Origin of the sequence: Paenibacillus sp. LX16, assembly GCF_036252815.1 — a bacterium.
Lineage (GTDB): Bacteria > Bacillota > Bacilli > Paenibacillales > Paenibacillaceae > Paenibacillus > Paenibacillus polymyxa_B.
Genome location: NZ_CP141152.1, coordinates 4,613,289 through 4,638,495 on the forward strand (window position 1 = coordinate 4,613,289; position 25,207 = coordinate 4,638,495).

Genomic DNA, 25,207 nt, shown 5'->3' on the forward strand with positions numbered 1-25,207 from the left:
ACACTCTTCAACACTCATCTTGTATCATATCGTCTGCCTCGCTGAAATGTGCCTCGCTTCTAACTTTGGGCTTACCGCAAGGCGAGCGTCCATGCCTGGCCGATCTTTGATACATATGATGGACTAGAATCACAGTATGATCAGTTGGAGTGACTACAAGGAGGGCGGACATACTCATGTTGCATGTCGGCGTCATGCTCAACCCGGCAACCTACCGGGGCATTCCCGCCATGAGGACGCGATATGAATCTATCGCCAATTACGAGGACGCCGGGTTAAGCTATGAGCTCATCCCCTGCTTTCTTCGTCTGGAGGATATTCATATAGCGACCGGAACATGCCGGGCTTTTGTTAAACACGGCAACGAGTATCGGCAGATAATTCTTCCGTTGCCGCCGGTCATCCACAATCGGACTCTCTATCGGCAAAATGAAAATGCTAGAGATATCAACAAGCTTGTACAAAAGGGATACTATATTTTTAATGAACAAAACCGTTTCCACAAAGACCATATACATGCAATTCTGCAGGAAGACCCTTTGCTACACATCCACCTCCCCAAAACCTTGCAAGGCAACCTTTCCTCCATCCATACCTTAATGGAAGAAACCGGAGATGTTGTCATTAAACCCAGTAGTGGTAGCGTGGGTAGAGGAATTATGCGTCTGCGACATTCCCGCGGAGGCTGGACTTTGCAGTGCGCTCATCCGGCTATACCTGAGCGTTGGTCCACCCTACGTTTGAATGTCGGAGAACTTCCATTATTTCTGCACAAGCGACTGCTGCAGGTGCCTCATATCGTACAGGAAACCATACCACTTTCTTTGTATAACAATCGTCCGTTTGATGTCCGTGTGTCGGTTCAGCGCGGATATGGTGGTATCTGGGGTGTGACAGGCATGTATGCTAAAATTGCTCCTTCCCACACCTTCGTCTCCAATGTGGCACAGGGCGGTACAGCCCGTTCCTTACTGGAAGTGTTATCACAAACAGAGACGGTTCAGACTCCGAACGCAGTCCGGCTGATGAATGAACTGGAGCGACTCTCATTACAAATCGTGCACCGACTGGCACAAAACCTTCCCCGTCTCGCCGACGTCGGTCTGGATCTGGGAATTACCCATGAAGGCAAGATTGTTTTTATCGAATGCAACGGTCGTGACCAGCGCTATGGCTTCAGCCAGGCGGGCATGCACAATGTCTGGAAAGAAACATACTCTCAGCCGATGGCTTACGCTCGTTGGCTTCTCGAACGGGTGCCTTCGTCAGACACCGAACGTTCACCAGGCCGTCCACTGTATTGATTTACGTCACATTCTGTGTCAATATAGTTCAGAGCGGCCGGACAGGTTCCGGCCAAGACGGCTCGGAAATGAACAAGGGGGATCTGTAATGGCAAAACAGTGGCTGCGGCTCATGACGGAGCTATCATCGCGCAAGTGGGTGTGCCGGATTGTAGGCTCCTTCGCGCAAAGCGGTGCAAGCCGACTTTTTATCCCCACCTTTATACGTACGTACCAGATCCAGACGCATGAGGCGGAACAGGAATGGAAGGAATACCGTTCCCTAAACGCCTATTTTACACGCAAATTAAAAGCGGGCATGCGCCCGATTGATACGAACGCCGAGGTGATGACCAGTCCGGTGGATGCACGGATTACTTTCACAGGCCCAATTACGTCCGGCACTCTTTTGAATGTCAAAGGGCAGGACTATACGCTGGAAGAGCTTCTTAACCGCTCTCCGCGTCTTGAAAAATATACACACGGCTATGCTTTTGTGCTCTATCTCAGCCCGACGGATTATCATCGCATTCATGCACCAGTATCCGGTAAGCTGGTAGAGAAAGAGCATCTGCGCGGCAAGGTATACCCAGTGAATGACTTCGGCTTGCAACATATGCGAGCAGTTCTTAGCCGCAATGAACGACAGATTACGTACATTGCCCATGAATATGGTGAGGTGGCGGTCGTCAAGGTTGGCGCAATGAATGTGAGTAGCATCAAATATACGGATGATAAGGCCGTCTCATGGACAAAAGGAGACGATCTCGCCTATTTCGAATTTGGATCAACTGTCGTTTTGCTAACTGAAAACGGCACGTTTGAGCCAGACCCCGCATTGAAACTGGGGGATGCGGTGAAAATGGGGCAACGTCTGGGTTGCTTTCGACATGATCCCAAAGCATAAGTGAATTTAGCATAACAGGATTATAGCTACACATATGAGCATTGGGATCGGATGATGTTAAATTGCTCATATAAAAAGGACCCGGCGTAACTGCCCGGGTCCTTTTTTGGAATTTATCCTTTGTATTTGTTATCTGTTAATCCCATTACGCCTAAATCCGAAACAGCTTGTCCACCATCCATAGCATTACCGGATTTCAGACGGACTCTTCCCCGTGTACTGCTTGAATTGGCGGCTGAAAAAAAAGATGTCACGGTATCCCAAAGCCTCTGCCACCTCGGTCACATTCATTCCGGCATGTAGTAATAGATGCTGTGCACGCTCAATCCGCATGCTGATAATATGAGATTGCGCGGAAACACCCAGCAGCTCCTTGAATTTAATCGAAAAATAACGCGGTGACAGCCCCGCCCGTGCAGCCAAATCCTCGACGCGATGAGGAAGTCCCGGATGCTGACGCACGTAGTTGGCCGTTTCCCGAATGACCTCGGTAAGCTGGTTACTCGCCTGTTGTTCCTGAGGCTCCTTGCGGTCCGCACGCAGCAGATGAATCATAAGTTGTTTCAGGATCAGCTTGCCTTCCTCGTCAGCTCCGTAAGCACGCTCCAGGCGTAGTCGAACGTATCTGGCAAGCATATGCTCTACCTCGAACCTTTCCTCCAGCATACGGTAGCTTGCAGGGATTAGCTTTGGTTGTTCGATAAGATCAAAATGAATATAGGTAAGTATGAGCGGCTTTTGCGGGTTATGTGTAGCACGGGTATCATCCCCCGGCTTGAACAGGAAACAACTCCCCTTGCTCACCGGATACGATGTCCCGTTTAAGACCACTGTTCCTTCTCCGCTCCATACATAAAATAAATCATAGTTTGGCATCGGCTTCTCGCGTACCTGCCACTTCCAGCCCGGCTCGCACACAATTTTGGCGAAGGCCGACAACAGGATAAACGATGACGCAGATGTATCCAGCAAAATCTGCACCTCCTTTTGTTCATCTTTGGTTGTCCTCTGTCCCGTTAATTTATAATATAAGCTCAGCGCCGTCATTAAGCAAAAAATGCGCTTTTATGTTCCAGATGCTTTTGCGTGACGCTTACCGTGTGTAATGCTATAATATGTAATCAAAATGACTTGGAAGGATGAAACGGGAATGAATCCACTGGCAGCGCAGTTAAACCAAAACATTCAGACAGGCAACGAGCATGTATATCAAATGCTTTCTCTTTTAGGGAGAGAAATTTTTTTCCCAAAAGAAGGAATTTTGAGTCAATCCGCAGAGGCAGGGAAGCTTGCTAAAAAGTACAATGCTACGATTGGCATTGCTACGGAGGGCAATGGTCCTATGCATTTGGAGGTCATTCAGGAGAAGCTGTCCGCTTACAATCCGAAGGATTTATACCCTTACGCTCCCCCTGCAGGCAAACCTGAACTTCGTAGTGTATGGCGTGACAAAATGCTGAAAGAAAACCCTTCATTGGCTGGAAAAAGTTATGGCCTTCCCGTAGTTACGAACGCGCTGACCCACGGTTTGAGCATCGTTGCTGACCTGTTCACGGATGAAGGGGACGCTGTCATTTACCCAGACAAAAACTGGGAAAACTATGAGCTGACTTTCGGTATTCGCCGTCATGGACGTTTGGTGAATTTCCCGTTGTTCACAGAGGATCAACGTTTTAATAGTGAAGGATTACGCGAGGCGCTACTGGCACAGAAAGAATATGGTAAAGCGATTGTTGTACTGAACTTCCCGAATAACCCGACGGGCTACACACCGGGAGTGGAAGAGGGTAAAGCGATTGTTGCTGCCATTCAGGAAGCCGCTGAAGCAGGCATCAATGTCGTAGTGGTGACGGATGACGCTTATTTTGGCCTGTTCTTCGAGGACTCCCTGCATGAATCACTATTCGGTCAGTTAGCTGGACTTCATCCGAGAATTCTACCAGTCAAAATTGACGGAGCTACCAAAGAAGAATTCGTTTGGGGCTTCCGTGTCGGATTTATTACCTTTGCTTCGGAACATCAGGATGTGCTGAGCGCACTGGAACAAAAAACATTAGGGATTATTCGGGCAACGATTTCGAGCGGTCCTCACCCATCTCAAACCTTCGTCCTGGATGCTCTCAAGTCAACGGACTTTGAACAACAGAAGAAAGAAAAGTTCCAAATTATGAAGGGACGGGCTAATAAAGTCAAAGCGTTGCTCGATAGTGGAAAATACGGAGATGTATGGAGCTACTATCCTTTCAATTCGGGTTATTTTATGTGCCTTAAGCTGAACGGCTTGTCCGCTGAACGACTGCGCACACATTTGCTGGAACAATATGGGGTAGGAACGATTGCGCTGGGTGAATATGATCTCCGAATCGCATTCTCATGTATCGAGGAAGAGTATCTGGAAGACCTGTATGACATTGTTTACCGTGGCGCACAAGATTTGTTGAACGCCTAATATGTAACAGATTAAATATAGCATCATTAGCGGTATGCCGGATATTGCGGCATACCGCTTTTTAATGGGCTGAACCATTGTAAGTCACACTTCGCAACAAACTATCCTTCAGCAGCGAGCTTTGATTCTTGTGCGAGTGGCAGCAGGATGACTACCTCGGTTCCAACTCCGGGCTCACTCTCATAGTGTATACTTCCGTTCATCGCTTCAATGATTCGAAAGGAGACGACCGTTCCCAGTCCCGTTCCTACCTCTTTGGTTGAAAAAAACAAAGTACCCACTCGCTCCAGATGCTCCTGACTCATGCCTTTTCCCGTATCCCTAATATGCAGACATGCCTTCTCTTCCTGAATCGCCAGCTTTATGTATACCCTGCCTCCATCATCCGCAGCTTCGATCGCATTTTTCGTCACATGTATTAACGCCTGTAACAGCTGATTACGATCCATATGTACGTATATTTCATTCCTTAGCTCAGTATACAGTCTTACGCCTTGCTTGGTCGCCATCGGTTTCAAAAGCAAAACAATCTGTTGAACCATGCCAGACAGATCCATCAGCTCTGTGTTCCCAATCTGCGGTCTGGATAAGTTCAGATAGTCGCTAATAATTCTTTCAGCCCGATCGACCTCCGCTAGTGCCAAAGCAATATATCTGCGATTTTTCCCTTCTAGCCCTGACTGAACCATTTGCAGAAACCCTTTAACCACGGTCAACGGGTTCCGTACTTCATGAGCCATAGAGGCAGCCAGTTCACCTAAGGTATTCAGATGCTCAGCATATTTAATCTTTCTTCTCATTTCTTCCCGTTCCAAACTAAACTCCATCCAGAAAGAGGAGGCTCCAATGCTTAGGAATTGAATCACACCGAACCAGAGTATTGCCCGGATCAGCTCGACCTCATCCTTATCCAGCCTGCCATTGGCCCAGGAATGTATTAACAAAAATATAAGCATGGCAATATTGGTCCATATACTCATTAGCATATTCATGCCCACCCGAAGCAACATACTATTGAGCTGCATAAACTTTTTTCTCACCAAGAGAGGGCCCAAATAACACAACATCATGCTGGGAAAGCTCACCACCATAGACTCAGGATCTATATACATACGAGCCATCACTATCAGCGTTATATTCAGAAGCCCTGCCTTAGGACCAAAATATAAAACGGAGAGGATCAAAGGAACATATCGGAGATCCCAATATAATCCATACCAAATGTACGAAAACATAAGGCAAAGCACAGAAGACACACCCAGCACCCCTCCCATAAGCAACGGGGTATGTTTCCTATGCCGATGATCTGACAAAGCACTATATACTAATAACGGTACAAACACAAGAAATATGTTCACGAGCAGCTTATCTACCAGCATCTCGTCTTTCCCACTTTCCAAGTGATAATGACTACGTACTTCTTCTATTCTCGATAATACGTGTCTTTTCCTTTTTCCTCCCCTACATCTGATGAAAAATATAAGGCGATTCGGCAACATACCTGAGCATTGGCCCACGCAATCTGAAAATCCAATTCATAAGATACGATGTATCCTTTATCACAATGACCGAGAGGAGAATGAGCATGGGAGCAGAAGAAACAAGAGGCGGTTACGGTGGTTACGGCGCATTCACAAGCACAGGAACCATTCTGGTACTGTTCATTTTATTAGTTATCATCAGCAAAACGATCTTTATATAAGCAGACGAATATCTGCACCCACGGCTACGATAGCAGTGAGCGTACAAAAAAAGGCTAATTGCAGGCAGCTCTTGCTGCTTGCGAATTAGCCTTTACTTTATTCACATAGATACAAATTACACTTCTTCCTCATCCTGACCGTCCAAACGCCATTTTTTGGCTTGAGTGCCTCGTAACAGGAACACTACTGCAACTCCCCCAAGCAGCGTGAGCAGTGTAGACAGTAGATCTTCCGTTCCTTTTGCCAGAAAAGGAAGCCACAGAACCACAGCAGCTGGCAACGTCAACCGAACAACAAAGTCGAGAAAAGACGCACGACGACTATGCGCAGGAATCGGATATAACTGAAGCCACAACGAATCTTTGTGATACTGCCTTAGTGAAGTAACCTGTACACCAATGAGGAATATAAAAAATAAATATACTGCAATCCCAATCCAGCTAGCATGGGTGATATATATAATTAACAACCCCAGAATTCCAAGCCGAATGACAATACCTGCTGGCTCTGTACGCAGGAATGTCTTAAACAGCAGGTAACGATACGCTCCCCTTCTGTTCCAAGGTATGTTACCTCCCAACCAGGACAGCCAACGACGTGGCGTCACTCTCTGCGTAAGGGCGGGCACATCGACAAACCAGCCCAAAGTGCGCATCACCCGAGCAGCCTGCATACCCTCTGTACGAATCAGCTTTTCCCAAGCCACTAGCAGCTTGACCGGAAAACGCAGAACAAGCACGTACACCACACCGACCAATATGATAAATGGCACGCTGTGTAGTGGAGGCTGCCATAGCCATGCGGCTACCATCAGCACAGCCAACACCCACCGAAGCAGACGATAGCCTACACTTCCGCCAATCGATACCATGCGAAGCTCTTGCCAGCCGCCGTAGCTGAATAGCAGCTTTAACAGCACAAACAGTAGCAGGGTCAGTAGCAACGGCTTAGGCGCCGCATCACTGCGAATATACAGCGGCCACACGATAATAGACAGCAATAGCAAACCGAATATTTTATACACCACACCCCGAATCCGGCTGGCCTTAAAATATTGGTACATCGCGTGCTCCTGTGGACGGAGGAAAACAATATCCGCTGCGTTTAAATACGTACGAAAGCTCGCATGAGCAATCGGAATAGCCACAATAAGCATGATCCAGCGGATGGGCAAATCCGGTGGAGTATGCATCAGTAGCGACGTGTACCATGCGGCAAAGGCAATCAGCGCAAAGCCGAAGACCACCGCCAGACCGCTCTGAATGACATAGCCCAGATAGGGCAATACCTGTCCCCAGAACGCTCCACGTCTTTCTTTATGCAAACGTTGCAAATCCATGCTCATTCCCTGCCCTGTACCAGCTCATAAAATGCATCTTCCAGCGGCATGCCCGGCTTACCCGCCTGTGCTGTCACTTCGTCCAGCGTACCCTGTGCAATGATGGCACCCTGATGAAGTACAATGAAACGATCACAATAATTTTCAATCGTGGACAAAATATGAGAACTGAGCAGAATGGACGAGCCCGAACGCTTCATCTCTAACATAAAGTCAAGCAGGGAACGAATACCCAACGGGTCCAAACCCAAAAAGGGCTCATCTATGACATACAACGGCGGTCCCGCTAAAAATGCGCACATAATCATCACTTTCTGGCGCATCCCTTTAGACAGGTGCATCGACATACTCCCACTTTTATCCCGCATACGAAACAAGTCTAGCATTTGATCACTGCGCGTGCGGAAATCTGCTTCGCTCACTCCGTACGCTCTGGCCGTGAATTCCATATGCTCCATCACCGTCATTTCAGGATACAGCTCTGGAGATTCAGGTACAAAAGCAATGGCTCCCTGGTACTCCTCGGGATTCTCATCCTGCTTATGCCCCTGCACACGAATTTCTCCGGCCTGCGGTGTCATCAGACCCAAAATATGCTTCATGGTCGTACTTTTACCGGCCCCGTTTAGACCGATCAGTCCTACCATTTCGCCCGGTTTCACATCCAGCGAAATCTGATGCAGCACCGGGCGCTTGGCGCTATATCCGCCGGTCAGTCCGTTAATTTGCAACACAGGCTGTTGTTCCATGGCTCCCCCTCTTCTCCCTTACTCGTTCGGTTTTGATCCTTTTTCCTTCAGCCATCTTGGTGCACCCTTGTTTTTGCGATCACGCTCGCGCTGTGCTTTTCCTGCTTTGGACAAGGCTGCTCCTTTGCTCTTGCCTGGAGCTGAACCGTTCGCTGAATTCCTGCCAGGACGTCCGTTTTCGGTACGAACAGGTGCCTTACGATCCTCTGCCGATGCTCCGTTAGATAAGGATCTAGTCTCCGAGGGTCTTACAGGTGCACGCTTGGCATCCGCCGGACGCGGCACAACTACTCGACCTCCGTGCAACGCACGCTCTGCGATGTCAATGCCCAGTTCACGGGAGAACTTGCGCATGATGAACGTTTCACGGTCGGTGACAACCGATGCCACTAATCCTTTGCGTCCCATCCGTCCTGTCCGTCCTGCACGGTGAACATAAGCTTGACTATCCGTAGCCGGGTCGAAATGAATGACCATTTCAAGTCCCTCAATATCCAGACCACGAGCTGCCACATCCGAAGCGACAAGTACTTTGAGCTTGTCCTCGCGGAATTTGGCCAACACGTTGCTACGCGTGACTTTATCCGCATCTCCATACAAGGACGCCGTAGTCAGCCCCATATGCTTGAGCTTGGCTTCAATCTCCCCGATGGCATTGGTCGTATTCACGAACACCAGCGCTTTTCTCGGATTAAAATGACGCACCAGACGGCGTAGCATATCCACCTTATCCCGTTCTTCAGATACAAAGTAATAGTGTTCCAGTCCACTGGCCGTCTTCTGGTCGGGATCAATCCCAATTTCTACGTATTCACGCATCTCCCGTTTCGCTAGCGACTGAATCTCATCGTTCAGCGTTGCGGATAGGAATACCAATTGACGATCACGTTGGGCGGTGCCCAATATGTTGGTTACATCGCCTGCTCCGCCGAGCTGGAACATCTGATCCACCTCATCGATGACGATGGCTGTAATATTGTGCATTTTCAACTTTTTCGAAGCGATGAGTTCCCGTACACGTCCTGGTGTGCCCACGACAAGCTGTGGATGATCCTTGAGCTTTTCGATTTGACGTTTGATAGCCGCCCCACCAATCAGACCGAGTACACGGATTCCGCGATGCTCTCCGTAGCGCTGACCCTCACGTACAATTTGCATGGCCAGTTCCTGGCTTGGAGCCAGTATCAGCTTTTGCGTAGCCTTTTTCTGTGGATCAATCGCTTGTAACAGTGGCAACAAATAAGCCAGTGTCTTGCCTGTGCCAGTTTGTGAGCGCGCCAATACATGCTTTCCCTTCATTATTTCCGGTATAGCCTCTGCCTGAACTGGCGAAGGCTGTGTAATTTCATGCTCAGTCAGTTTGTCCAACAGATCTTGTTCAACGCCGAGCGTTTCAAAATTCAATGTCATGAAAAGGTCCAACCCCTATACGTAAATTCGTTACTCTCCATTATATGCGAAAATAGCCCTGTTACCAAATCACAAAAATAAAAGATGTCCCTCACCATAGCTAATGGCTTACGGGACATCTTTTATTTCTTATTCATCACACCATGACCCAGCCTGTCGGTCAGTCTGGGAGCTAACTGATAAAGCTTGAGAAAAGGAGATACCCACCGTGGCAGATTAACCTCCTCCTTGCGAAGCTCCATCGCTCTTACGATATGCCGTGCTACCTTATCTGGTTGTAGCATAAACCAGCTTACATTTCGAACATATCCTCCTGAAGGATCTGCCAGTTCAAAAAACGGTGTGTCGATCGGCCCGGGGTTAATCGTCGTTACAGTCACTCCACTCCCGCGTAGCTCTTGCCGGAGCGCATTGCTGAAACCGAGCAACGCATGCTTCGTCGCCGTGTAAGAAGACGATTTGGCTGTCCCGATTTTCCCGGCCATTGATGCTACATTGACAATCTGTCCATGGCCCCGCTCTGTCATTTGCGGCAGAAACGCCTTGATGCAGCGAACAACACCCATGTAGTTCACGTCCATCATTTGTTCAAACTCCGTCAGGTCGGTTTCATTAAAATACTCAAACTTTCCGTAGCCCGCATTGTTAAGCAATATATCGACCCGTCCGTACTGTTCCAATACTCGTGCAGCAACAGCCTCTACCTGCTCCTGGCGGGTGACGTCCAGTTGGATAAGCTCATGTCTGCCGCTGATTCCCGCAGATACTTGCTTCAGTCGCTCCTGCGAGCGTGCTGTTAAAATAGGAATCGCGCCCTTTTCGCTTAACAACTGAGCGCAAAGGGCGCCAATTCCACTAGATGCACCTGTAATCACAACTATCTTGTCCTGTAGTATACTCACGGTCATTCCTCCACATTAAAGAAACTTGCTCCTTTAATATTAAGAGATCATCACCTGAATATCCAGCTCACCGATTCCTTCCACCGTGAGCGGAATATAAAGGGCACGCTGAGGCACAAAAGTGGTCAGGTTTTCTGATTTCATGACCTGCGGAGGTGTAATATCCACGACAATTCCCTGACTGGACAAAATCGTACTGGCATTACCACTAATCATATTTCCCAATTCTGAAATTGCGCTTTTTCCCATCTCATCAATTTCAGTCAACACAAATCCGCCCATCATCGCTGATACCATACGTAGCGCCACCTGTTCATTCAGGCCGAACACAATATTTCCGCTAAGCTGTCCGGTCATCCCGATCATAATCCAGATGTGGTCGTCCACCAGCTCGACATTTTTCACACCAAGATTTCCGGGTGAAGGAGATACTTGGATCAATTGTTCAATGACCCGTCGCGCCGACTCCAAAAAAGGATTTATCACTTCTGCCTTCACGATCAAAGCGCCCCTTTACGATGGGCTTTTAGACATACAACAAAAGTCCCATTTAAATTAGAATTTTTTAATTAAATATTACTGTAAAACGAAACGACCCTCAATAAAATGCTATCTATATCACTTATCGACAGCTACCCGGTAATTTTTTATAGCTAAATCACAAAAAATGTGAATAATGTCCTATATCTTTACTTCTTACCGGTTTTAGATTGATTATTTTTGAAGGATATCAGGACTTTAGTCTTTATTTCCCAATATACCACACTTTAAGGTGCTCTGCTTCGATTCATTGCCCTTCCTGCTCGAATAACCTATAATTTAATGAAATAAAGCATAACGACGGTTTTACATATGAACCTATGGATTGGCTAAAAATATTTATTCTATACAGCTGCGACAAAATTAAGAAAAGAGAGGAGGAACTTCATGAACATCAGTCAACTTGAAACGCTGATCATGATTTCCAAAACGATGAGCTTCCGCAAAGCCGGAGAACTTCTCAATTTGACGCAGCCGGCGGTGTCCGCCCAAATCAAAAGTCTTGAAGATGAGTTCAAAACCATTCTGATTGACCGCAACCAGCCTGTCACCCTGACCGACCGGGGAGCTGTTTTTTTGGAGCACGCCGAGCGCATATTAGAGGTTGTCGAGGAATTAAAACAAAAATTGTATGATTTAAACGAAACACCGCAGGGTCACATTGCGCTGGGTACCACAACATCCATCGCCATTCAAATTTTACCGCGCGTGCTTTCCTACTTTCAGGATCAGTTCCCTCTCATCAAAACCTCCATTCAATCCATGGCCTCCTCGATGATTTATCAGCAGGTGGAGAACGGACTTATTGATGTTGGTATCGGCTATCTAATTGAACGTAATCCCAATTTAAGCACTTCGGTTCTGTACTACGATTCCTTTGAGCTAGTCGTGTCTCCTACTCATCCACTGGCCTCACAACCACATGCTACCATTGAAGCCCTTCGGGAAATTCCGCTGATTCTGCTCTCTCCCGATACGGTGGGACGAAAATTCGTGGACGATGTATTTAAAAAGCACCAAATCGCGCCTCATGTCGTGATCGAGTTGTCCAGCAGTGAGGAAGTCAAACGGATGGTCGAAATTAATCTCGGTGCTGCCATTATTTCCAGACTATCGGTCACTTCTGAGCTGCGTGCAGGCACATTAAAAATGATCCATATTCCCGAGCTGGAAGTTAGTCATCCGGTAGGAGTGATTTATAAATCCGGCCGATATCTAAACTCAGCCATGCAGCAATTTTTAAGTGATCTGAAGGGGATGCCGGAGACGAATTTTACCAGTTCTGAATAACGTAATTCACTATGAACACCATACAAAATATAAACCCTGATTACGAAAGGAAGACAGGCTATGAAATTTGATCTGCACACCCATCATTTCCGCTGCGGTCATGCAGACGGAAACATTCGAGATTACATTGAAGCCGGCATTCAGTCGGGCTTACAAGCGATTGGTATTTCGGACCATTCCCCTTTCCTGGGCAGCGAACAGGATCAGGCTTTTCCTAAAATTTATATGGCTAAGTCACAGCTTGCTGAATACGTAGAAGAGGTACAACAGCTTAAAAAGGAATACGAAGGCCGTATTGACGTGCTCCTCGGATTGGAAACGGATTATTTTCCTGATTTTGCTGAATTATATCGTTCCACTCTGGCTCCTTATCCATTTGATTACCTCATTGGGTCGATTCATAATGTCGAAGGGGACAGCATTTTTAACCGTAACCGTTGGAACAAATTAAGCGACGCTCGTAAAATCGAGGTCAAACAAGCCTACTATGCGCTCATTCAGGAATCCGCGCGAAGTGGCATGTTTCAGATCTTAGGTCATATTGACGCAATGAAGGGGAACTTCCCAGCCTTTTCAGACATTCCTGCTGATGAAGCCATTGATGAAACCTTGCGGGTAATTGCGGAATCCAATGTGGCGATTGAAATTAACACTTCGGGTAAAACCAAGCTGAGTGGCGGATGGTACCCGTCTGCTTCTATTTTAGAAAGAGCGCACCATTTTGGTGTGGAGGTTACTTTTGGTTCGGATGCCCATAAGCCTTCGCGGGTAGGCGATGACTGGGAAGAAGTAAAGGCAATGCTGAAGGATATTGGCTTCCGGGAATGGGTCTACTTTAAAGAAAAACGTAAAATTCCTGTGGCGCTTTAAAATTCAAGGTGGGAATTGCCGCTCCGCAAATCATTTGATCTTACGAACGCTGCTGCAATGGAATTGTTGGGGATTGTAATTTATAAGGTGATAATTCCATTGCAAAGGCGAACGCTTAGCAAGATTATGACATCTATGTGTGAGGAGAATTACATATGCACTTGGAAGATCCTATGGACAAACTCAAAAAGCTAAAGCATGACATCACGCGATTTATGCTCATCTATAAATTTGCGCTCGACGAAATGGAAACCAAGATTGAAATATTAAAGCAGGAATTTCAAGCATTGCACGATTACAGCCCTATTGAGCATACCAAATCACGCCTTAAATCTCCTGAGAGCATCATGAATAAAATGATTCGTAAAAATAGCGAGTTATCGCTCGATGCTATCAAAGATCATATCAAGGATATCGCAGGTTTACGTATTACTTGCTCTTTTATTTCTGACATTTATGATGTCAGTAACATGCTTCAGAGACAAAGTGATTTGAAGGTACTGGAAATTAAGGATTACATCAAGAATCCCAAGCCGAACGGTTACCAAAGTCTGCATTTGTTGGTTCAAGTCCCTGTATTCATGTCGGATTGTGAGGAGCTAGTCTGCGTAGAGGTGCAAATCCGAACCATTGCGATGGATTTCTGGGCCAGCCTGGAGCATAAAATCTTTTATAAGTACAACCAGTCCGTTCCCGAAAGTCTGACACGTGAATTAAAGAACGCAGCGGATTCCGCTAATGCGCTCGATCTTCAAATGGAGCGACTGCATCGTGAAATTAAGGAGATTAAAGACGCTAGAGGTGAAGAGGACTCCATAGAGGAGCTTCGGAAGATTATGATTAATAATCAGCAAATTACGGTGCCGACCAATTTCTTGAAGCTTCTAGGAGAGTAAGATTAGGCGGCGCTCCACCGCTATGCGAATAATTTGATTTTATGATCAACGGATTGCATGCTTGTTCAAAAATGAAAGAATAGAATCATTGATTAAGATCGGCTTCTCTCTAAGCATGTGCGGTCGATGACTACAACCCGGAGCAATTAGATAACGTGAGTCTTGTACCCATGAGCATAATTCCAGAAGCTGCTCTTCGGTGGCGAAATCATCATGTTCACCCGCGATAAATAATGCAGGGCACGTAATGCTGCTTAGCTCGTTACGTGTCAATTGCGGATATTGGCGCCAATCCTGTGCGCTCTGTCGCATAAATTCTTGCCAATTCCCCTGATGTGCCTCCTCATGCCGTTCCACCATTTGATGAATCATTTCATAACGTTCGTTTTTGATGAGCCACTCCGGTTCAAATTCATCTGCCCCCTCAGGACATGCGACTCCACTACAGCCTATGGTCGTAACGGTTGCGAACATTTGAGGGTGCTTCACCGCGCAGTATAAAGCCACATTACCTCCACAGCTGTACCCAATAAGATGGGCCGTAGAAATATGTAGCGCCTCCATAAAATGAATTACATCTTCTGCGAGTTGAGGGGTACTCCATTCCAAGCTATCGCATCTTGTTCTGCCATGCCCCCGGTGGTCGGGAAAATAACATGTATACTTTTGCTGAAAATCAAGTAATTGAGATGAAAAGGCTAGAATTCCTCTTGAATAATGACTGTGCAAAAATATGACGGGTTCTCCTGCACCCATTTTTTCGTAATACATTTCTAAATCCTGAATCTCTACGTATGGCATATGATCCTCCTTTTTTTACTTAACTGTTAGATGAACTATGTAAATAAACTAAGTATATGATAGATTGCAAAATGGCTCCGCATTAAGAACACTTCATCAAAGTATGTTAAGCTCTTTTCATTCGCTTTGTACCCTTTACAGTCATTATTTCGTCTACCTTAATATTTGAGGATTTTGCAAAAAAACAATAAGCGACTGGAATCGATTTTTTGCAAAATACTGATCTATGAAAACAAGTTTATAAGGAGTGATTAGAGTATGAAAAAGGTACTTGTATTGGGTGGAACGTCTGCTGGAGAGTTCCGAGAACTCCGTTACCATCCTCACACGAGGCCAAACAAGCGATTCGTTTGGTGACCGCGTTCAGCGGATCTGTGCAGACCGTACCGACCCGCAAGCGCTCGCAGAGGCGGTAGGTGAGCAAGTGTGGGACATTGTTTATGATAATATTTGCTTTTCTCCAGATGAAGCCAGCGAAGCCTGCCGGATTTTTGATGCTAAAGCCAGGAGGTATATTGTGACCTCCAGCCTATCCGTCTATGATTCGAGCCCGGAAGTGCTGACAGAGAACATCTTTAATCCTCAAACTTACCCGGTTCGCAAGGGCGGGAAAGACGATTTTACATATCAGGAGGCTAAACGGCAGGCGGAAGCAGTTTTTATGCAACAAGCTACATTCCCTGTAGTCGCTGTTCGTTTTCCGATTGTATTGGGAACAGATGATTATACGAAAAGGCTTCATTTTCATATCGAACATGTTCGTGAAGGAACAGAAATCGGAGTACCTAATTCCACAGCACAAATCTCATTTATTCGTTCCGATGAAGCCGCAGATTTTCTGCTTTGGCTCGGTCACACTTATTTAACAGGTCCTGTAAATGCTTGTTCCGACGGTACAGTGAGAATTGGAGAGATCATTTCGATCATTGAGCAGGCAACGGGAAAACAAGCTGTGGTGAAAGAAAAAACAGCAGACGAGCACATGTCTCCATTTGGTATTACACAATCGTGGTACATGGATACGTCCAAAGCCCAGTCAGAGGGGTACTCATTTCTCTCCCTAAATGAATGGCTTCTAGAGCTGATAACCCGCCTGAACCGTTCCTAAAATCATAAAAAAGAGGACCCGAAGCTTCGGGTCCCAGCAATATATATAATTCAAAGGGGGTCATATCTATGTTGTACCCACTCTATGTTAAAGTAACTTTGCAGTTATGTTTCATCATTGTAACAAAATGAAATGCAAATGAGTCCAGCCAAGGCAAGAACTCCACTCACTGCCACAGAAATAGAGAATGCTCTGATATAATCTGACAGATTAGCTTCTGAAAGCGTGTGATTGAGCAAGGAAGAGAACAAGAACCCGATCAAAGCGACTCCCAACGAATTAGCCAAGTACATAAAGGTCGTAAACAAGCCTGAACCCGTTCCTGCCTCTTCAGCCGATACAGTACCAAGGACGACATGGGCCAGTGGCGTTGTGGCCATCCCGAGACCCAGACCATATACACCTAGTATCATGATATTTTGAATATGACATAAATGGATTGCATCTAGATGTAACGATCCAATGAGCAGAAAGCTACAAATCCCCATGATTAGCATACCTGATTTCAACACCTTATTCCCCCACTTCTTTACTAGCCTGGACGACCATAATGAGGTGAGAAAAAAGCCAACACCAAGCGGTAAAAAGACCATGCTTGTGGATCGAACATTGTATTTCAAACCGGATTGTACATAATAATTTAAAATAAAGAAGAACGAAAACATACTAAGATAGATGACAATTACCGTCAATATCCCTGCGCCGAATGAACTCTTTCTAAATATAGATAGACGAATAAAAGGCGAGCCTTCCCTCTTTTCTTTTCCCATCTGCGTAACTATAAAAGCAACCAAAACCAGAATGGACAACAGCAGACACCCCCATGTCCATAAAGCCCAGCCCTGCTTTTGCCCGGTTGTCAACGGATAGACAAACAGCAATAAACCAAGAAGCAACAGAAAAGCCCCACTCCAATCCATATTCGGCACGGATCTGCCATAGGATTCCGTAATAATAGGACAAAAGAGTAACACTAACAGCCCAAAGGGGACATTAAAAAAGAAAATGATGCGCCAGCCCAGGCCGAAAAGGTTCCAGTCTACCAAAAATCCACCCAGTATTAAACCAAGTGTAAACCCAACCCCAATGATAGCTCCGTAAATTGCAAATACCAGTCCCTTCTCTTTGGGAAGAAAGCTGCTTTGCATGATAGATAGAACCTGGGGTTGAATCATGGCAGCTGATATCCCTTGAAGCACACGAATCATAATGATTAACGTAGGCTTCGATACGATCCCCCCTAACAGAGCCATCAATGTAAATCCCAACACCCCGATACATAACATGCGTCTTCTACCATACATATCTCCAAGTTTGCCGCCCAATATCAAGGCCACAGCCAATCCCAGAGAATATCCCGTAAATATGAGCTGTGCCTCTGAAAAACTGGCATGCAGGTCCGCCTGCATCATCGGAAGGGCAACCTGCATCATATAGTTGTTCAGTGAAATTAATAAAGTAGGAAGTAAAATAAGAGCTAATGCGTACCAGCGACGCGAATCTACCTGCTGTACTGCTTGAGGATTAGTCATGGCTATGGCAAAACGATCTTTCATTGTAGTTCCTCCAACCTATAATGGGCATCTTTAATCTTTTCATTTCTCATCTAAACTGATAACCATTATCATCTATAAAGCAAGGGGGTCTCTACCTGCAAAGGTATTTTCTATCCCTATAGAAGGAGCACCAATAAAAAATCCTCCAAACATGATGGACATGCTTGAAGGATTGTTTCATTAAAATTTATTCGTAAATGTATCTGGATTACGTATTTTTTTGATATATTCGCTAGGATTACAACCATAATACTTTCGAAAGGTTGTCGTAAAATTACTGGCGTTGCTGTACCCGATTGAAAATGCCGTCTCTCCAATGTTTAATTGTTCAACTTCCAAGTACCAGAGAGCTTTTTCCATTCTTTGCTTACGCACCATTTCAAAAATAGTCATTCCGAATAAATGGGGGAATCCTTTCTTTAGCTTGAATTCATTAAGCCCAACCTTTCGGGCCAACGCTTGAATCGACAAGGGGTGCTCAAAATGAAGTATGACGAATTCTCGAGCCTTATGGAGCTTTGAAATATCTTCACGACTTATAAAATGGCTTGTCCCCCTTGTTACATGTCCATCCATCTCCCCAAACAATGCAATAAACTCCATTGCCTTACTTTCCATGTATAACCGTTTCATCGTCCCATTGTAGTTACAATGTATCATGTCATAAACACACTTGTGCATGGCGGGCGTATCCGCGTAGGCGTCAATATTCCCTTTGTAACGCTGTAACCATGTTTCTATGCTATGCTTTTCTGCAATATCTCCGGCGTAAGAAAATAGCTCTTGGGGAGAACATCTTATTTCCACCATTTGGTGGTGAACGCCTGCCTTCTTTTCCTCATAAACCAGTTCATCCTCTAAATATAAAACATTCCCGGTCAAGCGATTGGTATGACTTTCTTTGCCGTTCCATTCACAGTATATTTCACCGTTTAAGCAATAGCTGAGTTCAAAGAGCGGACAAGCCTCCTGAATATGAAGCTTCATATTCTGTTCAAAGGTGAGATCCGTGACCACGATTTCCATACCTGGACGAATCCGTGTGCGAGTCATACTTCCCTTACCCATATGCGGGGGAATCGTGAGTTGTTGCTCCGATTTTTTATGATGAATATGACCATCCACAAGCTCAGTGAATTGGTCAAATAAATGATGAATGTCTGCACTCCATATATTTAAAGCCAATGCCAGCCCTTCTTTCCTGTTCGGTTCTAACTATAGGATAACAAAAAAAGAGGACCCGAATCATCGGGTCCCAGCAACATATATTATTCAAAAGGGGGTCATGTCTGTATTGTACCCGTCCTGTGTTAGAGTTGTTTTGCAGTTATATTTCATCTTTGTAACAAAATATTCCACTGCCATTTCTACGCATAATCCCCTTGGGTCATCGAAAATACCAATACACTCGGTACCTCGCCTGAGGGATCATAAGCACCAATTGTACGCAGCAGGCGCATCTTATTTTTAATAAGCACGCGCATGGAAGCCTGATTATCCTCTTGGCAACGACTTTCGATCCGCTTGAGCTTCAAAGATCCGAAACCAAAATTCAGCATTTCTCCTACCATTTCTGTAGCCAGCCCCTGTCCCCAAAAAGGACGATCCAGAATATAGCCCAATTGCGCCTCACCCGTTCTTTCATTCCATTGCTGAAAAGAGACGATACCGAGCAACGGTGAGGAGGTAAGCTCATTGGACTCACCAAGTAAATTGCTTTCTCCTGTATTTCTCTGATGCCATTCCACCGCAAAATGCAGGGAATCTAGTGAATCAGCAGATACTTTAATTTGCGCAACCAGACGCCGCATTCGTGTATAGACTGGCTTGCGAATTCGATTCACATATTGGATCACCAATGGATCGGATAGGATCCGTTCCAGCGCGGGATAATCCTCTGCTCTTAGCTGGCGCAATCGGACTCGACGGGCGTAAAGCTCCGGTAGCCCAAGACGAAGCATTTCTCTGGTCAGCACAATGTCCCCTCCTGCGGATGGATTGGCTTTTAGAAATGAATGTTTCCATACTTAATCCAGGTCCTGAATCCCCCGGTAAATTCCTGTGCGCAGCTCCCGAATATAATACGGCAAAGAAGGTACAGCAGCTTCCTCCGCTTGTTTTACCGCCAGTTCTATATCATAAGGCACACGTACAAAATGAATGGAGAAGGACGTAGGCTGCTCCTCTCCCATCTCCCCCTCTAAAATGCAGTAGGAAGCCTGCGTAACATCCAACGGATTCCCGACACTACCGACGTTAAAAAGTGTTTTTCCCTGAAAATGCTGGATAAAAGCATTGTGCACATCACCATATCCCACGACATCCGGAGCAAAAGCAACTTTTCCATTTTCTTCTGCTAACGGATCGAACATGGCAAGCCGTTTTTCCGGCTCATCCCATGGCTGCACACGGTGATATACACTTTGCGGCGAGGCATGCACCAGACGGATACGGCGTCCGCTCATTCTGAAATCATAATGAAACGGTAACTGTGCCAAATACTGCACTCGTTCTGCCCCCAAACGTTCAGCTTGCCAGCTAAAATTGAGATCATCCGTAATACTAACCAGCTCATCCCAATTCCCCCGCACGACCACTTCACAACGTTGACGGACAGCATCCAGAACCTCGCACGGGCTAGGCCCTTTGCCGATCAGATCCCCCAAACAAAACACACGGCTAATGCCTCGGGAAGCAATATCCTCCAGCACCGCCTCACAGGCAGGCCAATTGCCATGAATATCTGAAATGACAGCAATACGATCCATCTGAACCTCACTCCTTTGTCCGAAACGACTACATCTCTACACTACATTCAAGCCATCTTTATGTAGTTCCAACATATATGATAAAGATGAAAAAAAGATCATGGCCTATTGGCCGGATTTTAGCGTAATGACACTAAGCTCTGGTCTGCACAGCACGCGAATCGGCAGATGTGTCATGCCAATGCCTCGGCTGACATACAGCGGCATTCTCTCTGTTCCCACATGAAATAACCCCTGGATGTACTTGCGTCCACCCGGAGGCGGCATTGGCGCTCCAATGACCGGCAAGCGTACCTGTCCTCCATGCGTATGCCCCGACAGTTGAAGATCAAAGGACATTTGCGCCGCTACATCTGCATAGTCCGGCTCATGCATTAGCAGCAACTTGCACATCTCATCAGGTAGCCCGTGGATGGCACGCTGCGGATTGGGCTTGCCCATAATGTTATCCTCTAAACCGACCATGGCTACACGCTGCCCCGCGCGCTCTATAATCGCATGTTCGTTTCTCAGCAACGTAAATCCGGTTTTCGGATATAATTCCTGAACTCCGGCTGGTAAGCCTCTATAATCATGATTGCCCAGAATAGCAAATTTGCCAAGTGTGGCGTGCATCGAAGCCATAACTGGGACAGCAGCCTTCATGGATACTGCATAGTCATCTACAATATCGCCTGTAAAACAGAGCAAGTCCGGCTTCAGACCTGCTATACGGTCCGCAAGCTCGCGTAGATCCTGCTCATCCATGTGAAAGCCCAAGTGCACATCACTGAAATGTACAACCCTGATTCCGTCGAAAGCAGACGGAAGACGAGGGAGAGACAATCTGAAGCGTGTAATTTCCAAATGATTAGGCTCCCATAAGGAAGCATATCCTCCAGCCAGAAGCGCGGTTCCGGCTGTGGCTAAAGCCGCTTTTTTCAAAAAATGGCGGCGCGAAGGATTGGCTGGTTCATTTGAAATGGAACGCCGCGAAGAACCGGGAGGGATAGCGGCCCCCTGATGCGGGCCATCCTGACTCTCGCGGCGGGTGTGCGGCGTCTTCTCCATATGCGTTCCCCTTTGCGATCTATTCCTTGATCTCACTTTTTAGAAATTCTTACTGTCCAGAAGCTTTAGCGATGGATGGACAACCACTGCTCCGCATAGTCTACCAAATCACGTTGCCTCGCGAAAAAACATGAAGCCTCTCCAATGTTCACTCGCGTAAAGGCTGAGGGACAGTCCCGTTCAAAATCAAGTCCCAGCTTCTCAAAGTCATCTGAGGTAATATTAAAATCCTGAAAAGATACCCACGCTTTTGCTCCATCCACCATCATAGGAGCTTGATGCATGGTCACTTCTCGTCCATTATAGGCTGTTCGATATTCCGCCAAATGCAAGGACGTGTTGCTGTCATGCCCGCAGCCCAACAGCAGTACATGGGCATCTGCCTCATACAGCTTTGCCAAGGGCGAATGCTCACCGAGCCCAAAATCAAGCTCATGCGCTTCCAGCAAGCCTGAAGCACCCGGTCCACGTGCCGCTAGAGAAACATGCGGATGCCCGCTGCGCTTGGTTCCCGGCAGGCCGCGGAACGTTTCCACAATGATGCCCATCCCCCCGGTCAGCGTCCAGGCCGGATTATAAGCGGGCATTTCCTCGCGTACTAATTCCCACCATGACTCGTCCAGAGGCGGGTTCATCCAAGTCGAGGGATCAGTCAAGTCATGAGACTGTGTCGGCATCACCAGTGTCCCTTCTGGGCCAACTGCTTCGGTTAGCGCGGCAAGAATGGCCGAGGCCCCGCCTGGAACAAAGCCTCCAAAGCTGCGCATCGACGAGTGAACAAGCAATGTCATGCCGCTCCGAACTCCCAGATCCTTTAATCCCACCATTACATCCGACCTAGTGACAGGTCGATTCGTTATCGGTTGCACAGTCACCTGTCCAGCCTCCTTTTCTCCAAAAACGATACACAATACCATAATTATACCATAACTGCTATCCCGCGCTCCTTCCTCCATGTTACCCTCTATCATTCCTGAGCGCAAAAAACAGGCTTTCTCCAGTTTGAGAAAAAGCCTGTTTGGGCAAACCTATTCGCTGTCTAGTGCTATACAGTCAGCCAGCGCTTGAACATGTGCTTGGTCGTTTCCTTGTTCATTTCGGCAATGGAAGTTGTCAACGGAATGCCTTTCGGGCAAGAGCGTACGCAGTTTTGCGAGTTCCCGCATCCTTCCAGCCCGTCGTCCGTCATCAACGCCTCCAGCCGCTCTTCCTGATTCATTTCCCCTGTCGGATGGCTGTTAAACAGGCGAACCTGAGATATCGCCGCAGGTCCGATGAACGTCGTCTTCTCATTGACGTTCGGGCAAGCTTCCAGACAGACACCGCAGGTCATGCACTTGGACAGCTCATACGCCCACTGACGCTTTTTCTCTGCCATTCTAGGACCAGGGCCCAGATCGTAGGTACCGTCAATCGGAATCCACGCTTTGACCTTCTTGAGCGCATTAAACATCCGGCTGCGGTCAATGACCAAATCCCGTACTACCGGGAACGTGCTCATCGGTGCAATCGTAATCGGTTGCTCCAGCTTATCGACAAGTGCCGCACAAGCCTGACGCGGCTTGCCGTTAATCACCATAGAGCATGCTCCGCATACTTCCTCTAGGCAATTCGACTCCCAGCACACCGGAGCCGTCTCTTTACCGTGGCTGTCCACCGGATTACGCTGAATTTCCATCAGCGCGCTAATCACATTCATCCCCGGACGATAAGCCAATTCGAATTCTTCCGTATAGGGACTGGCTTTAGGATCAGCTTGACGGGTCACAACGAACTTCACTGTTTTATTCGACTTCACTGCTTGCTCCGACATCTAAATACACTCCCTTCCGTTATTTGTTCTTGGAATAATCCCGAATACGCGGCTTGATCAGCGAAACATCCACCGCTTCATACGAGATTTGTGGTCCTTCCGGTGTCCAGTCCGCAATCGTCGTTTTCAGGAAATCCTCATCGTTGCGATCCGGGAAATCTGGTTTGTAATGAGCCCCGCGGCTTTCGTTGCGCAGCAGCGCACCTTTGGTCATCGCTTCAGCCAGCTCCATCATATTCCACAGTTGCCGTGTAAATGCCGCACCCGCATTGTTCCAGCGTGAAGCGTCATTGATGTTAATGTTAGAGTAACGCTCCTTCAGCTCCTTGATCTTGTGGATCGTAGCTTCCAGCTTGTCATTATAACGAACCACAGTCATGTTGTTCGTCATCCACTCGCCCAGTTCTTTATGAAGAACATAGGCATTTTCTTTTCCGTCCATATGCAAAATACGCTCATACTTCTCCGTCTGCTGATGAACTGCCGCATCAAATACGGAGGTAGCTATATCCTGTGCAGATTTTTTCAAGCCTTTGATATACTCCACAGCCTTAGGTCCAGCCACCATCCCGCCGTAAATGGCTGACAGCAACGAGTTCGCACCCAAACGGTTCGCTCCGTGGTATTGGAATTCACACTCACCAGCCGCGAACAGGCCCGGTATATTCGTCATCTGATTGTAATCGACCCACATACCGCCCATTGAATAATGAACAGCCGGGAATATTTTCATCGGGATTTTGCGCGGATCGTCACCGACGAATTTTTCATAAATTTCAATAATGCCGCCCAGCTTTACATCCAGTTCTTTCGGGTCCTTGTGGGACAGATCGAGGTAGACCATGTTCTCGCCATTAATACCCAGTCCATCATCAACACATACACTGAATATTTCACGTGTCGCAATATCGCGAGGAACCAGATTCCCGTAAGCCGGATACTTTTCTTCGAGGAAATACCATGGCTTACCGTCCTTATACGTCCAAATACGACCGCCCTCTCCCCGTGCCGACTCGGACATGAGACGCAACTTGTCATCACCTGGTATAGCCGTCGGATGAATCTGGATAAACTCACCGTTCGCATAGCGTACCCCTTGCTGATACACCGCACCGGCAGCTGTGCCCGTATTAATGACGGAATTCGTGGTTTTACCGAAAATAATCCCGGGCCCACCAGATGCCAAAATAACTGCATCCGCCGCAAAAGTCTTCACTTCCATCGTACGTAAATCCTGCCCGCAAATCCCTCGGCAGATGCCTTCATCATCCAGTACAGCCTGTAAAAATTCCCAGTTCTCGTACTTGGTCACCAAACCAGCAGACTCCCAGCGCCGTACCTGCTCATCAAGAGCATACAGAAGCTGCTGCCCTGTCGTCGCACCAGCAAAGGCGGTCCGATGATGCTGGGTACCGCCGAAGCGGCGGAAGTCCAGCAGTCCTTCCGGTGTCCGGTTAAACATGACGCCCATGCGGTCCATGAGATGAATGATCCCCGGAGCCGCTTCGCACATCGCTTTTACCGGAGGCTGGTTGGCCAGAAAGTCCCCGCCATAAACTGAATCATCAAAGTGAATCCAGGGTGAGTCTCCCTCACCCTTGGTATTTACCGCACCATTGATGCCGCCTTGAGCACAAACGGAGTGGGACCTTTTGACCGGAACCAAAGAAAATAAATGAACGTGAACTCCCGCCTCTGCCGCCTTGATCGTAGCCATTAGACCTGCCAGACCGCCGCCCACGACAATAATGTTGGATGCTGCCATTTCTGCTC

24 protein-coding genes are annotated in these 25,207 nt (G+C 47.0%); 8 read left to right on the forward strand and 16 right to left on the reverse strand.

Going from position 1 to position 25,207, the window contains the following annotated elements; genetic code table 11:
- Positions 1-176 precede the first annotated feature (176 nt).
- Both T3H97_RS20650 and asd read left to right on the forward strand, forming a co-directional pair.
- Entirely contained in the window at positions 177-1,304 is a 1,128-nt protein-coding gene (locus T3H97_RS20650; protein ID WP_328800753.1) for a YheC/YheD family endospore coat-associated protein, read from the forward strand.
- Between the two features lie 88 nt (positions 1,305-1,392).
- A complete protein-coding gene (gene asd, locus T3H97_RS20655) occupies positions 1,393-2,190 on the forward strand; it encodes an archaetidylserine decarboxylase (protein ID WP_328800754.1) in 798 nt (265 codons plus the stop codon).
- A 186-nt stretch (positions 2,191-2,376) separates the two neighbouring features.
- Here asd and T3H97_RS20660 read toward each other — a convergent pair whose 3' ends face one another.
- A complete protein-coding gene (locus T3H97_RS20660) occupies positions 2,377-3,162 on the reverse strand; it encodes a helix-turn-helix domain-containing protein (RefSeq protein WP_274482565.1) in 786 nt (261 codons plus the stop codon).
- Between the two features lie 178 nt (positions 3,163-3,340).
- On the opposite strand from T3H97_RS20660, the gene T3H97_RS20665 reads away from it, so the two are divergent.
- Positions 3,341-4,639, forward strand: a complete 1,299-nt coding sequence (locus tag T3H97_RS20665; RefSeq protein WP_328800755.1) for an aminotransferase class I/II-fold pyridoxal phosphate-dependent enzyme — start codon at positions 3,341-3,343, stop codon at positions 4,637-4,639.
- 101 nt (positions 4,640-4,740) lie between these two features.
- Here the strand turns inward: T3H97_RS20665 and T3H97_RS20670 are convergent, their stop codons facing one another.
- Entirely contained in the window at positions 4,741-6,138 is a 1,398-nt protein-coding gene (locus tag T3H97_RS20670) for a HAMP domain-containing sensor histidine kinase (RefSeq protein ID WP_328802860.1), read from the reverse strand.
- Between the two features lie 86 nt (positions 6,139-6,224).
- On the opposite strand from T3H97_RS20670, the gene T3H97_RS20675 reads away from it, so the two are divergent.
- A complete protein-coding gene (locus T3H97_RS20675) occupies positions 6,225-6,341 on the forward strand; it encodes a hypothetical protein (RefSeq protein ID WP_023990126.1) in 117 nt (38 codons plus the stop codon).
- 116 nt (positions 6,342-6,457) lie between these two features.
- On the opposite strand, the gene T3H97_RS20680 is transcribed toward T3H97_RS20675, so the two are convergent.
- The 5 genes from T3H97_RS20680 to T3H97_RS20700 form a co-directional block, all read right to left on the reverse strand.
- Complete coding sequence (locus T3H97_RS20680) at positions 6,458-7,681, reverse strand: ABC transporter permease (protein ID WP_328800756.1); 1,224 nt, start codon at positions 7,679-7,681, stop codon at positions 6,458-6,460.
- Positions 7,682-7,683: 2 nt separating this feature from the next.
- Positions 7,684-8,430: an ABC transporter ATP-binding protein gene (locus T3H97_RS20685; protein ID WP_013311782.1), complete on the reverse strand. Its 747-nt coding sequence runs from the start codon at positions 8,428-8,430 to the stop codon at positions 7,684-7,686.
- Positions 8,431-8,448: 18 nt separating this feature from the next.
- Positions 8,449-9,840, reverse strand: coding sequence for a DEAD/DEAH box helicase (locus T3H97_RS20690; RefSeq protein ID WP_328800757.1), 1,392 nt, complete (start codon positions 9,838-9,840; stop codon positions 8,449-8,451).
- 122 nt (positions 9,841-9,962) lie between these two features.
- Positions 9,963-10,742: an SDR family NAD(P)-dependent oxidoreductase gene (locus tag T3H97_RS20695; protein WP_318628014.1), complete on the reverse strand. Its 780-nt coding sequence runs from the start codon at positions 10,740-10,742 to the stop codon at positions 9,963-9,965.
- A 39-nt stretch (positions 10,743-10,781) separates the two neighbouring features.
- Positions 10,782-11,240, reverse strand: coding sequence for a chemotaxis protein CheX (locus tag T3H97_RS20700; RefSeq protein WP_061830098.1), 459 nt, complete (start codon positions 11,238-11,240; stop codon positions 10,782-10,784).
- A 429-nt stretch (positions 11,241-11,669) separates the two neighbouring features.
- Here T3H97_RS20700 and T3H97_RS20705 point away from each other — a divergent pair, with 429 nt between their 5' ends.
- The 3 genes from T3H97_RS20705 to T3H97_RS20715 all read left to right on the forward strand — a co-directional run bounded on the left by T3H97_RS20705 (position 11,670) and on the right by T3H97_RS20715 (position 14,338).
- Positions 11,670-12,572: a LysR family transcriptional regulator gene (locus tag T3H97_RS20705; RefSeq protein ID WP_328800758.1), complete on the forward strand. Its 903-nt coding sequence runs from the start codon at positions 11,670-11,672 to the stop codon at positions 12,570-12,572.
- Positions 12,573-12,632: 60 nt separating this feature from the next.
- On the forward strand, positions 12,633-13,442 hold the full coding sequence (locus tag T3H97_RS20710; RefSeq protein WP_190297902.1) for a histidinol-phosphatase: 810 nt from the start codon (positions 12,633-12,635) through the stop codon (positions 13,440-13,442).
- Positions 13,443-13,597: 155 nt separating this feature from the next.
- Positions 13,598-14,338 carry a GTP pyrophosphokinase gene (locus tag T3H97_RS20715; RefSeq protein ID WP_328800759.1) on the forward strand — a complete coding sequence of 247 codons (741 nt, stop codon included), beginning with the start codon at positions 13,598-13,600 and terminating at the stop codon, positions 14,336-14,338.
- Positions 14,339-14,383: 45 nt separating this feature from the next.
- Here the strand turns inward: T3H97_RS20715 and T3H97_RS20720 are convergent, their stop codons facing one another.
- Positions 14,384-15,139, reverse strand: coding sequence for an alpha/beta fold hydrolase (locus T3H97_RS20720; protein WP_328800760.1), 756 nt, complete (start codon positions 15,137-15,139; stop codon positions 14,384-14,386).
- Between the two features lie 271 nt (positions 15,140-15,410).
- Here T3H97_RS20720 and T3H97_RS20725 point away from each other — a divergent pair, with 271 nt between their 5' ends.
- Positions 15,411-16,247, forward strand: coding sequence for a Rossmann-fold NAD(P)-binding domain-containing protein (locus T3H97_RS20725; protein ID WP_442955623.1), 837 nt, complete (start codon positions 15,411-15,413; stop codon positions 16,245-16,247).
- 104 nt (positions 16,248-16,351) lie between these two features.
- On the opposite strand, the gene T3H97_RS20730 is transcribed toward T3H97_RS20725, so the two are convergent.
- From T3H97_RS20730 to sdhA, 8 genes are all read right to left on the reverse strand, one after another.
- Positions 16,352-17,803 carry an MFS transporter gene (locus T3H97_RS20730; RefSeq protein WP_328800761.1) on the reverse strand — a complete coding sequence of 484 codons (1,452 nt, stop codon included), beginning with the start codon at positions 17,801-17,803 and terminating at the stop codon, positions 16,352-16,354.
- Positions 17,804-17,983: 180 nt separating this feature from the next.
- Positions 17,984-18,988: an AraC family transcriptional regulator gene (locus T3H97_RS20735; protein WP_104497955.1), complete on the reverse strand. Its 1,005-nt coding sequence runs from the start codon at positions 18,986-18,988 to the stop codon at positions 17,984-17,986.
- A 182-nt stretch (positions 18,989-19,170) separates the two neighbouring features.
- On the reverse strand, positions 19,171-19,779 hold the full coding sequence (locus tag T3H97_RS20740; RefSeq protein WP_076294215.1) for a GNAT family N-acetyltransferase: 609 nt from the start codon (positions 19,777-19,779) through the stop codon (positions 19,171-19,173).
- A gap of 51 nt (positions 19,780-19,830) precedes the next feature.
- Positions 19,831-20,571 (reverse strand): metallophosphoesterase family protein, encoded by a 741-nt coding sequence (locus T3H97_RS20745; RefSeq protein ID WP_025724028.1) that lies wholly within the window; start codon positions 20,569-20,571, stop codon positions 19,831-19,833.
- 105 nt (positions 20,572-20,676) lie between these two features.
- The gene (locus T3H97_RS20750) at positions 20,677-21,621 is read right to left on the reverse strand and encodes a metallophosphoesterase (RefSeq protein ID WP_328800762.1); all 945 of its coding nucleotides are present in this window, start codon (positions 21,619-21,621) and stop codon (positions 20,677-20,679) included.
- A 65-nt stretch (positions 21,622-21,686) separates the two neighbouring features.
- Positions 21,687-22,496, reverse strand: coding sequence for an AAC(3) family N-acetyltransferase (locus tag T3H97_RS20755; RefSeq protein ID WP_328800763.1), 810 nt, complete (start codon positions 22,494-22,496; stop codon positions 21,687-21,689).
- A 170-nt stretch (positions 22,497-22,666) separates the two neighbouring features.
- Positions 22,667-23,434, reverse strand: a complete 768-nt coding sequence (gene sdhB, locus T3H97_RS20760) for a succinate dehydrogenase iron-sulfur subunit (protein WP_013311795.1) — start codon at positions 23,432-23,434, stop codon at positions 22,667-22,669.
- A 19-nt stretch (positions 23,435-23,453) separates the two neighbouring features.
- On the reverse strand, positions 23,454-25,199 hold the full coding sequence (sdhA, locus tag T3H97_RS20765) for a succinate dehydrogenase flavoprotein subunit (RefSeq protein WP_061830109.1): 1,746 nt from the start codon (positions 25,197-25,199) through the stop codon (positions 23,454-23,456).
- Positions 25,200-25,207: the final 8 nt, after the last annotated feature.

What these genes read in the sequence shown, in the direction of transcription:
- T3H97_RS20650 (WP_328800753.1), top strand. Translation starts at nt 177, where the DNA reads ATGTTGCATGTCGGCGTCATGCTCAACCCGGCAACCTACCGGGGCATT.
- asd (WP_328800754.1), top strand. Translation starts at nt 1,393, where the DNA reads ATGGCAAAACAGTGGCTGCGGCTCATGACGGAGCTATCATCGCGCAAG.
- T3H97_RS20665 (WP_328800755.1), top strand. Translation starts at nt 3,341, where the DNA reads ATGAATCCACTGGCAGCGCAGTTAAACCAAAACATTCAGACAGGCAAC.
- T3H97_RS20670 (WP_328802860.1), bottom strand. Translation starts at nt 6,138, where the DNA reads ATGTTGCCGAATCGCCTTATATTTTTCATCAGATGTAGGGGAGGAAAA.
- T3H97_RS20675 (WP_023990126.1), top strand. Translation starts at nt 6,225, where the DNA reads ATGGGAGCAGAAGAAACAAGAGGCGGTTACGGTGGTTACGGCGCATTC.
- T3H97_RS20680 (WP_328800756.1), bottom strand. Translation starts at nt 7,681, where the DNA reads ATGGATTTGCAACGTTTGCATAAAGAAAGACGTGGAGCGTTCTGGGGA.
- T3H97_RS20685 (WP_013311782.1), bottom strand. Translation starts at nt 8,430, where the DNA reads ATGGAACAACAGCCTGTGTTGCAAATTAACGGACTGACCGGCGGATAT.
- T3H97_RS20690 (WP_328800757.1), bottom strand. Translation starts at nt 9,840, where the DNA reads ATGACATTGAATTTTGAAACGCTCGGCGTTGAACAAGATCTGTTGGAC.
- T3H97_RS20705 (WP_328800758.1), top strand. Translation starts at nt 11,670, where the DNA reads ATGAACATCAGTCAACTTGAAACGCTGATCATGATTTCCAAAACGATG.
- T3H97_RS20710 (WP_190297902.1), top strand. Translation starts at nt 12,633, where the DNA reads ATGAAATTTGATCTGCACACCCATCATTTCCGCTGCGGTCATGCAGAC.
- T3H97_RS20715 (WP_328800759.1), top strand. Translation starts at nt 13,598, where the DNA reads ATGCACTTGGAAGATCCTATGGACAAACTCAAAAAGCTAAAGCATGAC.
- T3H97_RS20720 (WP_328800760.1), bottom strand. Translation starts at nt 15,139, where the DNA reads ATGCCATACGTAGAGATTCAGGATTTAGAAATGTATTACGAAAAAATG.
- T3H97_RS20730 (WP_328800761.1), bottom strand. Translation starts at nt 17,803, where the DNA reads ATGAAAGATCGTTTTGCCATAGCCATGACTAATCCTCAAGCAGTACAG.
- T3H97_RS20745 (WP_025724028.1), bottom strand. Translation starts at nt 20,571, where the DNA reads ATGGATCGTATTGCTGTCATTTCAGATATTCATGGCAATTGGCCTGCC.
- T3H97_RS20750 (WP_328800762.1), bottom strand. Translation starts at nt 21,621, where the DNA reads ATGGAGAAGACGCCGCACACCCGCCGCGAGAGTCAGGATGGCCCGCAT.
- sdhB (WP_013311795.1), bottom strand. Translation starts at nt 23,434, where the DNA reads ATGTCGGAGCAAGCAGTGAAGTCGAATAAAACAGTGAAGTTCGTTGTG.
- sdhA (WP_061830109.1), bottom strand. Translation starts at nt 25,199, where the DNA reads ATGGCAGCATCCAACATTATTGTCGTGGGCGGCGGTCTGGCAGGTCTA.